The sequence below is a fragment of the Bryocella elongata genome, from assembly GCF_900108185.1.
In the GTDB taxonomy this organism is placed as follows: domain Bacteria; phylum Acidobacteriota; class Terriglobia; order Terriglobales; family Acidobacteriaceae; genus Granulicella; species Granulicella elongata.
This window is the reverse complement of record NZ_FNVA01000001.1, coordinates 1,212,413-1,223,955: the sequence shown is the minus strand read 5'-3', so window position 1 is coordinate 1,223,955 and position 11,543 is coordinate 1,212,413. Positions and strand designations below refer to the sequence as shown.

The 11,543-nt window shown below is 60.4% G+C and carries 5 protein-coding genes; 4 read left to right on the top strand and 1 reads right to left on the bottom strand.

Annotated features, from left to right (window positions below; all coding sequences use genetic code 11):
* Positions 1-18: 18 nt before the first annotated feature.
* Together C4S68_RS04880 and C4S68_RS04875 are read left to right on the top strand one after the other, a co-directional pair.
* Positions 19-2,277, top strand: coding sequence for a glycoside hydrolase family 2 protein (locus tag C4S68_RS04880; protein WP_160114993.1), 2,259 nt, complete (start codon positions 19-21; stop codon positions 2,275-2,277).
* Entirely contained in the window at positions 2,277-4,151 is a 1,875-nt protein-coding gene (locus C4S68_RS04875) for a hypothetical protein (protein ID WP_103931830.1), read from the top strand. Before C4S68_RS04880 ends, C4S68_RS04875 begins: the two co-directional genes overlap by 1 nt.
* Before the next feature lie 43 nt (positions 4,152-4,194).
* Here C4S68_RS04875 and C4S68_RS04870 read toward each other — a convergent pair whose 3' ends face one another.
* Positions 4,195-5,445, bottom strand: coding sequence for a hypothetical protein (locus C4S68_RS04870; protein ID WP_103931829.1), 1,251 nt, complete (start codon positions 5,443-5,445; stop codon positions 4,195-4,197).
* A 274-nt stretch (positions 5,446-5,719) separates the two neighbouring features.
* Here C4S68_RS04870 and C4S68_RS04865 point away from each other — a divergent pair, with 274 nt between their 5' ends.
* Complete coding sequence (locus C4S68_RS04865; RefSeq protein ID WP_235011355.1) at positions 5,720-7,639, top strand: family 16 glycosylhydrolase; 1,920 nt, start codon at positions 5,720-5,722, stop codon at positions 7,637-7,639.
* Between the two features lie 230 nt (positions 7,640-7,869).
* Positions 7,870-11,508 (top strand): carboxypeptidase-like regulatory domain-containing protein, encoded by a 3,639-nt coding sequence (locus C4S68_RS04860; protein WP_160114992.1) that lies wholly within the window; start codon positions 7,870-7,872, stop codon positions 11,506-11,508.
* Positions 11,509-11,543: the final 35 nt, after the last annotated feature.

Here is an 11,543-nt window from a genome sequence, read left to right as displayed (position 1 = left end):
CCTGCGCAGGATCTTCGTATGACGGAGCCCGCAACGACGCAGATGCGGGGCACCTTCGATGTGAAGGTCACTGCGCCGGCAGATGCCACGTCGATGTGTATCTATGTCGATGGAGTTCAAACGTCCGAGCTCACGAACGCGTATGCCATAGCGACGAAGAACTCACCGGTGTGGCAGACCGTCGTCAGCACAACTTGGTTTCATCCGGGCTGGCACACACTGCGGGTCGTTGCGGTGACCGATCACGGCCAGATGGAGTTGAGTCGCCGCGTGCAGTTTGCTGAAGGTGCCTCGGCCGATTCGCTCAATGGAGCGTGGCGGTTTGCCTCGGCAGATGATCTTGCGGTCGGCGCGATGCAGGGTGAGCATCCGACGGTCGTCGATGCTGCCTTTCGCGATGAAGCCTGGAAGCAGGTCCTCGTGCCCAACTCGATCGATGCTGTCGACTCGCGCTGGATGCGCGATCAAGGACTGCTGGGGACGTATCGCCGGATGTTTGTGGTGCAGGCGACGAAAGATGAGCTCTATCTCCACACGGAGTCCTGCTTCTGGAGCTGCCGTTACTTCGTCAATGGAAAGGAGGTAGGTAACGCGCAGGGTGGATACCTCCCACGGCGGATGCGCATCACTGCTGCTGTGCATCCGGGCGTGAACTCGCTCGCTGTGATCGTGGACTCGCGAGCGAGCACAATGGGTGTCTTCAATCGGCTGCGTTACTACTACTGGAACTACAGTGGTTTGTTGCAGTCCATTTCCCTGGAGCACATGCCGAAGGCGGCGGTGACGGAGTTCCGTGCGCAGGGTGCTGCGAACGGCGATCTGACGCTGTATCCGTTTGGTGCGAATGCCAGCGGAGTGAGTGCGCAGTTGCATGCGGAGGTTGAAGTTCTCGACGAGCACGGGGGGACCGCGCTCAAGTCAACGCATGTGTTCACGATCCCTGCAGGGCAGTCGGAGATGGAGCCGTTGCAGCTTCACCTCGATGCTCCGAAGTTGTGGGATCTCGAGGCACCGCATCGATATACCGTGCGCCTGACCTTCAGTGATGGTCGTACGCTCGAAGAGCGTACTGGTTTCCGAGACATCAGGATCCAGGATGGCGATCTGATGCTGAATGGCAAGCCTGTGCTGGGCCTGCAGGGCTTCGATCGCCATGGCGACTACCCGGGGCTTGGGAAATCGCAGCCCGACGGCCTTGCAGACCGTGAAATCAAGCAGCTTCACGATAAGGGCTACCGCATCTTCCGGCCTGCGCACTATCCGACCACCACGGCCGAGTTGGATGCGGCGGACAAGTACGGCATGCTGGTGTTGGAGGAGATCAACGTAACCGGGCTCTCAGGTACAGAGCTTGCGAGTCCCGAAGTGCTGGCCTTCGCGCATGGGCAGTTGGAGCGGCTCATCGCTCGGGACCGCAGTCATCCGAGTATCTTTGCGTGGTCGGTGGGCAATGAGAATCGGACGGACCAGCCGGGCTCAGACGTATATGTGCGCGATGTGATTGGCTATGGGAAGTCGCTCGATGCCACACGTCCGTTCACCGAGGTGTCTGCACAACTGCGGCATGACATCTGCTATGCGTGGATGGATTTTCTCGCAGTGAACATCTATGCGGGATGGTACGAGCCGAAGTTCAGTGACGTCGTGACGGAGCTCGATGAGCTTGAAAAGTACGCGCCGCATAAGCCGGTGGTGATCACGGAATACGGTGCAGAGGCGGTAGCGAATCGAATGGGGCTGGGCAAGGGGACTGAGTACTACCAGGCGCTAACGGTAGACCAGCATAACCGGTTACTGAAGAACCGGGCGCACTTCATCGGCAAGATGTACTGGACTTCGACCGAGTTTGTGGTCGGGCCCAAGTGGGATGGCGGCAATCCAAACCCGGTGCCGCCATTTCACACTAAGGGGCTGCTCACGTATTATCGCCAGCCAAAGTTGGGATGGCGTGTGATGTTCTCGCCCATCGAGATGGACGCGATTGGAGCTATCTCCGTCAGCGGCGCATTGCCGAAGCAACACAAGGTCCGCATCGTGCTGCGCAACCGCGAGGACCACGCCGTGCAGGGACGCTTTCTAATTACAGCGCCCGATGGTGCCACAACCTCTGTGGAGGATATGCCGTTCGCTCTGGCACCAAAGGGAGAGATGGAACTGGCGTTCGATTTGACGTTCAACAAGGTAAGCGCGAAGAGTGGCAATTACGGCATGGTACGCGCCGTGGTGGACGACGATACCGAGGCTCTTCCTGTACCGTTGCAGATCGAGGTGAAGTAATGAAGCTCGGAGCGATGACTGGAGCTGCTGTTCTGGGCACGTTCGCGGCGGCTTTGTCGTGTGCTGGGAATTCCACTGCCCAGCAGCCGGTAGAGTTGCCTGCCGGACGCGTGCAACAGATTGTTGCGATGTTGTCCCCGGCTCCTCATGGCCTCGGTGTGCCCTGCGCGAACCGTGCTGTCTGGGCTGATCGTAACGCGCAATTGCAGAACGAGGTGAAGCGGGCCGAGGGTATCGCGGCGCAGCCGATGCCGGCCTGGAGCGACGAGGATTACCTCGACTTCAGCCATACCGGCCAACGCCCGCGCGGAGAGGCGATGCTGCATGCACGGCAGGACAGGCTCGTGCCGCTGGTGCTGGCAGAGTGCTCGGAGTGGAAGGGGCGCTTTGTCCCAGCGATTATCGGTACGCTGGACGGGCTTGCGGAGCAGCCAACGTGGACGCTTCCTGCACATGACGTTGATCTGAGTTCCTTCCATCGCAAGCGATACCGCGTGGAGCTGAACTCAGCTGTGCTGGCAGATGATCTCGCTGAGGCGCTGTATCTCCTGGGCAACGCAATTCCACTCGCTACGCAGGAGGATGTGCGTGCAGCAATCGTGGAACGCACGCTGGACCCTTCGCGGGCGATCTTCGCCGGGACGCAGAAGGAGTTCTGGTTGCGAGGAGATAGTAACTGGAACGCGGTGTGTCTCGATGGTGTTACCGGCGCGGCGCTCGCGTTGCTTCCTGCCCGGGAGGACCGGGCATACTTCGCAGCGGTAGCGGAAGCATACTCGCAGAACTATCTGAAGAGCTTTACCTCTGACGGATATAGCGAAGAGGGGATCGGTTATTGGAGCTATGGTTTCACTCACTATTCGTTGCTTCGTGAGACGCTTTGGCATCAGACTGCGGGGAGGATCGATCTCTTCCGGAATGCAGCCGTCGAGTCGAGCGCGCTCTTTGGTCATCGCTTCCAGATGTTGCCTGGGGTGATGGCTGACTTTGGCGATGCACGCTTTGGACTCTCTCCCAATACTGGGCTCATCGCATATATTGACCATGCGTATGGTCTGCAGGAGACGGCTCCTACGCAGCAACAACGCCCCTTCGGTGAGTCCCTCGTCGGGATCGTGGACACCTGGAATCTCGTGCCCATACTTCAAGGAACGAGCCATGGGAGTGCCGACTCGACGACTCTGCGCCAATACTTTCCTGTCGCTGGAGTACTCGTCTCGCGGCCCGCTACTGAGAGCGGCATCGCCATCACGATGAAGGGAGGTGGTAATGGAGGTCACAGTCACAACGATATTGGCTCGTTCTCGATTGGCCTGGGCTTGGAGCAGCTGCTTGGCGATCCAGGTGGGCCGATGGCCTACACCGCAGATACCTTCAGTTCGAAGCGCTTTGATTCGAAGCTTCTTAACTCCTATGGGCATCCCGTGCCAATGATCGATGGCCACCTGGAGAAGGATGCGACAACAGTGAAGCCCACGGTACTCAAGGCGGATTTTTCCGAGCAGGAAGATGTATGGGCTTTGGACCTGAAGGGTGCGTATGACGTGCCCGGACTTCGCAGCTTTACTCGAACGTGGAAGCACACGCGTGCAGGGCGCGGTGCAATAGAGATCGTTGACGATTTTGACGTCGCTTCACCGACCGAGATCGATGAGGCGATACCAACTCACGGCGAAGTAAAGGTGCTGGATGTGCATTCGCTTCTCTTCACCATGCATGGAGAGCGTGTGCTGGTAAGCATCACGTCGCCGGCGACTGTGCAGGTTCACCAGGAACGGATCAATGAGTATGGCAATCCGTTCATTCGCGTGGGCGTAAAGACGATGATCACAGGGCGAGGTCAGATCAGGATCAAGATCGAGCCGCAACCCTAGATCCTGGTTGCGATCCGCAGATCAGTCGTCAAGACTGGAAACCTCACCAGATGTAGGAGTCCACGATCCGTGGCGGGCCAGGCTTGCCGTCGATCATCTGGGTCTCGACGATGCACTCGAAGTTCTGGTCGGGGCGTGGAAAGATTCCGGCGCGTTTGAGCTCTGCGAGATAGCGCTCATCGGTGAGCAGCCGGCTGGCGGCGATGGTGCCGTTTTCACCGATGCCGGCGGCCACCACGACGATTTGCTCCGTCGTGGGGTCGTGGAAGCGGGCAACCAGGCCAAAGTCGTGCCCGATCTTGTCGAAGGGGGTCGCGGTGTTAATGGCCCACTTGCGGTTCGTGGGGTCCCGTTGGTCCTGGATGGCGTAGTCGTCGGTGGAGAGTCGTGCCAGTCGAAAGCGAAGCGGTTCGGTGATACGCACGGTCCACAGATTATTGAAGCCGGAGATGAGCACGACTGGACCTTGTTGAAGGTCGGAGAATGTGGTCGAGGTCGAAGACTTCAGTGTGCTGGTCCGAGACCGGGCGGAGAGCACCTGTTGAATGCTGGAGAGCGCGGTCGCATCGGAGACGGCGATAGGGTCTGAAGCGAGGGGATGGCCGCTGACGGTATCAGGCGGTGGTGCGACGGCGTTGCTGTTCACCATGGCGACGACCGAGCCGACGGAGATGAGCACAGGCGCTCCCGCACCCGTGATGGGTGACCAGAATGAGTCCGTGGCGCTGGTGCGGTGGAGCAGCGGAAGAGCGTCCCCCACGAGTGCGACGACGAGAGCGAGCGCCAGACCGATGGCGATGGACCTCCATCGGACGGAGTTGGCGGGCACTGCGGCGGTGGCTATTGCCGGGGCCAGGATGGTGGGAGAGTTGGGGGGAAGGACCAGCGGAGCAGGCTCGTGAACGAGAGAGGTCTGTGCTCCCTCTGAAGGCTCGGCCTGAGGAGCGGCCGGAAGACGGAAGTCCGGGACGTACGAGCCGGGACGGAGTTCTATGCGGAGCTCGGACTGATGCGCCGCGTCGTAATAGTACTGCGCGAGGCGCTTGCGAACCTCCCCGGCGGTCACCCGCACTACCGGGTCCGCGCTGAGGTCGTAGGTGTTGACCCGGCCAAAGGCCTGGATGCCGATCGTCCGTTCCTTCAGTTCATCCTCATGACCCTCAAGGGTCTTCCGCACGACGAATCCGAGGAAGCTCGGGTAGCGGCGGCTGTTGGAGAATAGCGGATCGGTCTCGAGGCGCTTGAGCTGATCTTCGATGAGCGAAACAGGGATGCCCTGTACCTCATGCTTCATCGAATTGGCGCGTCCCGACACGTGCGAAAGGGTATCATACCTGACCCGATCAAGGTTCGAATCAACCAGGTAAAGCTCTGGCAACAGTAGACTTTCTGCCCAAACCGCCCCAGTCATGCCGTACGACACCTTCCGGGGGAGTGATTGCGATGCGTAGGGTTGGCGTCGCTTACAGAACAGGGTTCGCGACGTGTTTGGAGATGGCGTTCGAAGGATTTTCGAATCGTCGTGTTCCGGAGTTGGGGTTGAAGGTATGGAAGGTCTTGTTTGGAGGATGGCGAAGGGGGTGGCTGTGTTCGGCATCCTGACCCTCGCGCTGCATGGTGGACTCGGAATGGCTCAGACCGGCTGGACGCTCGCCTGGGGCGACGAGTTTGACGGGCCGACAGGAGCGGTGCCCGATGCGGCAAAGTGGAGGTTCGAGGTCGGTCCAGGAGAGAAAGTTGGCGGTAACCAGGAGGCAGAGACCTACTGCTCTCCTGCTGACGACCCTGGTCCTGCACCCTGCAAGGCCGGCCAACCGAACGCGTATCTGGATGGCAAAGGCCATCTGGTGCTGGTGGCGGTCCGTTCGGACCAGACTGTGACCCTGGCTGGAAAGGATGAACCGGTATACACCTCGGCTCGCATGATCTCGGTTCCTGCGTTCCGGTATGGACGGATCGAGGCCAGCCTGCGATTGCCAGAGGCGGGCAAGGGAGTGTGGCCAGCTTTCTGGGCGCTGGGGCAGGAGACAGGTGGCGTCCATTGGCCGGCGGTAGGCGAGATCGATGTGATGGAGCAGTGGAATCCGGTGGCGGGAGCTCCCGACAAAATCGACCCCCTGGTGGTGCGTGCCTCAACGCATGGGCCGAAGGAGCCGGGGTCGAACGTCGGCTACGTGGATCAGGTTGGCGAGTTTAGATTTCCCGGACCGCCATCGGGAGGGCTGCACCAGTTTGCGGCGGAGTGGGATCCGGGACAGGTGCGCTTCTACATCGATGGCAAGCTGTGCTCGACGCAGTCCGTCGGAACCCTGAACGGCAAAGAGGTCTGGGAGCAGGATCGCCAGCCCTTCAACCTGCTGCTGAACCTGGCCATGGGCGGCGGCTTCTTTGGCTATCCGGATGCCTCTACGAGCCCGACACCAACGATGGTGGTGGACTATGTCCGCGTCTACCAGCGCGACGAAGCAGCACTGCCAAGGTCCTGGGGGAGCGATGACGTGGGCGGTCCAGCCCTCGCCGGCAGTGCGCGAATCGACAAAGGTGTATGGACCGTCGCTGGCAGCGGATTCGGGATCGCTGGTCGCTTCGACCAGTTTCAGTATGCCTACAGGGGCTTGAGTGGCGATGGTGAGGTGACCGCGCATGTGATCGACCAGACGAGCAAGGTCGCGCAGGCCAAGGCCGGGGTCATGCTGCGCGATGGCCACGGTGCGGCGGCAAAGTTCGCGATGGCATTTGTCTCGCCCGATGGCAGCGTGCACTTTCGCTTCCGCAACGCGGAGGGGGATGTACCAAGCGAAGTGCCTTACAAGGGCGCTGCTACCTGGATGAAGGTAGGACGCTCGGGCAATGTATTTACCGGCTACGTGTCGGTCGACGGCAAGAGCTGGACGGCAGTAGGCAATACGAAGATTGCGATGCCGCGTGACTTGACCGCAGGGCTGATTGCCACCGCGCGAGACAACAAGGCACCGAACATCGCTCGCTTCGACTACGTGGATGTGACCAAGTCAGACGCGGCGTATGACGGGCTGGCGGCAGAGCTGCCGGGAGCGGTGCAGGCAGAAGAGTTCGATGGTGGCGGGATGGGTTACAGCTACAGCGCTGAGTTTGGCGAGGCCGGCCCCACCGTGGAGCGGATGCCCGATGTGTCGGGAACCGAGACCAGCGCGGGCGGGGAATACCTGACCGGGCTCAAGGCTGGAAGATACATCAACTATGCCGTTCGTGTTGCAGCTGAGGGCGACTATCGCTTTGTTGTGCGCGAACGATCGAAGGGCGCAGGCGGATCGTTGCACCTCAATCTCGATCAGAAGCCGACATCGAAGCCGTTTGCGCTGCCGGATACCCATGGCGCATGGCTGATGGCGGAAGGGCCGATCGTGCATCTGCCAGCAGGCGAGCACACGATCGCGCTGGTGACCGACACCGGCGGAGGCAACGGCGACCTCGCGGACATCGACCTGTTCGCCGTGAGGGCGCGATGAGATTGCGGTTTGGGTTTGAAGCGAAGCGTGGCGAGAGTTTGAGCGGGACAGTATTCATTGGCGAAGCAATTGCGCCGGCAACAAGAGATCGATCAGTACGCGGAGGCGATGTCATGGGTTTTACGAACGTTACGAAGAGGAGAACAGTCTTGGTACGGGCGGTGCGTGCCGTGTTGCTTGGGGCGGGGATGGCTCCAGCGGCCGCAGTACTGCTGGCGCCAACAGCTGCTATGGCCCAGACGACCACAGCGACGCTGAGCGGTAATGTGCTGGACACTACCGGGGCGATCGTTCCCGGTGCAGACGTGACGCTGAGGAACACGAACAACGGCAGCGAGCGCAAGACGAAGTCGAACTCGGAAGGGCGCTTTGTCTTTGCCGCGGTCCCGACGGGCGACTATGCCGTGACCGTGAGCTATACGGGCTTCGAGAGCGCCGTGGTCAAGGGGGTGCACCTGAATCCGCAGGACAGCCAGAACCTTTCGAAGGTCGTGCTCAAGGTGGGCGAGGTGACGCAGGTGGTGACCGTCACGGCAAATGATGCGGGCCTGATCGATTCCGGCGAGCGGAGCACGCTGATTACGAGCAGCGACATCGCGAAGCTCTCGGTGGAAGGCCGCGATGTAGGCGAGCTGGTGAAGACGCTGCCTGGGTTTGCGATCGCGCAGACGTCGAACTCGATCGACAACACGCAGTATGACCCTTCGCAGGTCAGCATTACGGGAGCTCTTCGCTCGTATGCGGCGAGCGGCAATGCAGCGAACGGCGTGACGTTGCTCTCGGATGGAGCGAACGTCTCCGACCCGGGTAACTATGGCGATTCCGTGCAAAACGTCAACCAGGAGATGGTCGAGGAGGTGAAGGTGCAGACCTCGAACTTCACCGCCGAGACCTCGAACGGACCCATCGTGGTGAATGCGGTGGGCAAGAGCGGAACGCAGGACTACCACGGTTCGCTATACGCCTACGCCCGCGCGTCTCAGTTGAATGCACAGGACTGGCTGCAGAAGTACGAAGGCCAGGCCAAACCGCAGGACCGCTATGTCTATCCGGGTGCGAACCTGAGCGGGCCACTGAAGATTCCGGGAACGAGCTTCAATCACTCGAAGAAGCTGACCTTCTTCGTCGGCGCCGAGGACTACGCACAGCGCAACATCTACGCGTACGGCAGCGCTTCGCAGGCGATTGCGCATGCGCTGGTGCCAACGGCCAACATGCGCAACGGTGACTTCAGCTGCACGGAGCTGCAGGCGTATCTGGGGACCAGCATCATCAGCGGGTGCAATCCGAATGGGACCAGCGTCGTCGCCAACGCGAGCTACAACAACATCGCGGTGGTGCCAACGCAGACGCGCGATGGTCACGTCATCGGCAATGGCCAGATTGGCACAAGCTACATCGATCCGGGCGCCAAGGCGCTGTTGAGCATTATTCCTCTGCCGAACTCGGCGCCACTCAACGGCTTCAACTACTACCACACCAACCTCGTGAACAACGATCTTTGGCAGGCACGCACGCGGATGGACTACTCATTCTCGGATCGTGTGAAGCTGTTTGGAACTTACAACATCGAGCGCGGCAAGGACGGCGTCCCTGAAGTTCCGTACTACTCTCCAGCGCAGACAGCTCCGATGGGCGGCATCGATACGCCGGGAGGCGGCCTGCTGAGCACAGTCGACTCGCAGACTGGAAGCCTGAACCTGACAGTGATCGCTTCGCCAAAACTGACGAACGAGGTGCAGGCGAACATCACGTGGCTGCACCAGGCGTTTGTGCCGAAGACGCCTGCGGCGCTGCTGAAGTCCACGATCGGATATCCAGCAAGCCCGGCCTATGCCGGCCTCACCGGCGCCAACGGAGCGCCGTTGAGCAACAGCACGCAATATCCACAGTTCAGCGACTACGGACTGGATGGCCTGCCGCTGATGCTCGCTCCTGACTTCAGCGTGGGCCAGCCGTATGCCAACAAGATGCTGCCCTCTGTGACGGACAACGTGACGTACGCGGTGAAGTCGCACACCATCAAGGCAGGTGGGATGGTGCAGAAGGTGGTGAACAATCAACGCTTGTCCTCGAGTGTTTCAAGCACCAGCGGACGCATCGCGGATTACTACTACGGATCGACGTTTACTGACCCTAACGGCGCCACGGTGTTTACCAGCGGGAACTATCTCGCTAACTTCCTGCAGGGCATGATCGAGCAGTACAACCAGCAGAGCAGCGAACCGCAGCAGAACCTGTACTTCTGGAACATCGATTGGTACGCGACGGACTCCTGGAAGGTCACGTCGCGTCTCACGGTCGACTACGGCATGCGGTTCGAGCACCTGGGGCCCTGGATCGATGCGCATGGAGTTGGCATCTCGGTCTTCGATCCGACGACGGCCGCCAGCACCACAAGCGCGCATCAGGGGTACACGTATCACGCGATCAATCCCTCAGTGCCCACGTCGGGCGCAGCGTCGCGGTTCGCGTTCTATGAACCCCGCGTGGGCATGGCATTCGATGTCCGCGGCAATGGACAGACGATGATCCGCGGCGGCTGGGGTATGTATCGCAACCACGACAACTGGAACGTTGTGCAACTGGCCGCGGCTCAGGCGCAGGGAGTTATCGTCACAACCATCTCCGGCGGCGCGGGCATTGACCTGAACCAGGTTGGTGCTACGAACGTGGGAGCGTCCGTCGGAACGGGCAACTACTCCTCTGGTTCGGCCTCCACGAACAGCTACGTGCTGGATCGCAACGATAGCCAGCAGCCGTTGACCTACACCTACAGCCTCACGCTGGATCAGCAGATGCCGGGTCACTCGCAGCTTGAGGTCGCGTACTCCGGCAATCAGGGCCGTTACCTGACAGCGCAGAATGTGAACAACCTCACCCTTTCGCTGCAGAACATCAACCCGGTTCCGTACGGCGCGTTCTTCAAGCCGGATCCGATCACGGGGGCAGTGACGCCGCTGGGTGCGATCGATTCGCTTTCCGCTAGCCAGGTGAACGACTATCGTCCCTATCCGAATCTCGGCAACGTCTATGAGACGCGGCATAACCTCTACTCCTATTACAACGGGCTCCAGACGGCGTGGACAAAGCAGGCGGGCAAGCTGAATTACGGCTTCAACTACACGTGGAGCAAGGCGCTGGGCGTCAAGGACGGCTTCTATAACGGCAACGCCGTGGATGCCACGAACCTGCGCAATAACTACGGCGTACTCTCTTTCGACCACACGCATATCTTCAATGCGACCTATAGCTATGACGAAGGTGCGCCGTACAAGGGGCATCGCCCGTTGGAGATCGTGCTGAATCACTGGGCCATCTCGGGGATTACCGGGCTGCAGAGCGGACCGGACCTGCAGGCCACCTACTATGCGAACTTCAACCTCACCGGCAAGCTGGGACCGACCGGAGGGACGCAGCTGAACGTGGACAACAAGACCTTCCTGGGAACTCCGGACGTGCAGCTGCAGCCGCTCCTCACCTGCGATCCCTCCGTGCACACGGCGGCGCATCAGTTCGTCAACGGAAGCTGCTTCGAGCTGCCGCAGATCGGGCAAAACGGGCCGTTCAACTATCCGTACATTCATGGTCCCGCATTCTTCAACAGCGATCTGACGGTGATGCGCAATGTGCCTCTTGGCGGGGCGCGCAACCTGCAGCTTCGGTTCGCGGCGTTCAATTTTCTGAACCATCCGCTGACGACGTTCTCGACGTCGTTTCCCAACCAGATTCAGCTGAACCTGAGTAACACTGCGGCGGATGGATACACGGCGAATCCGGCCCTGGCGACGCCGCAGAGCGGCTTTGGCATTGCTCCCTTGCGGGAAGGCCGTCGTGTCGTCGAGATGGCTGCGAAGTTCACCTTCTAAAGCGGCATGTGAGTTGAAGAATTCTGAGGAGCAGG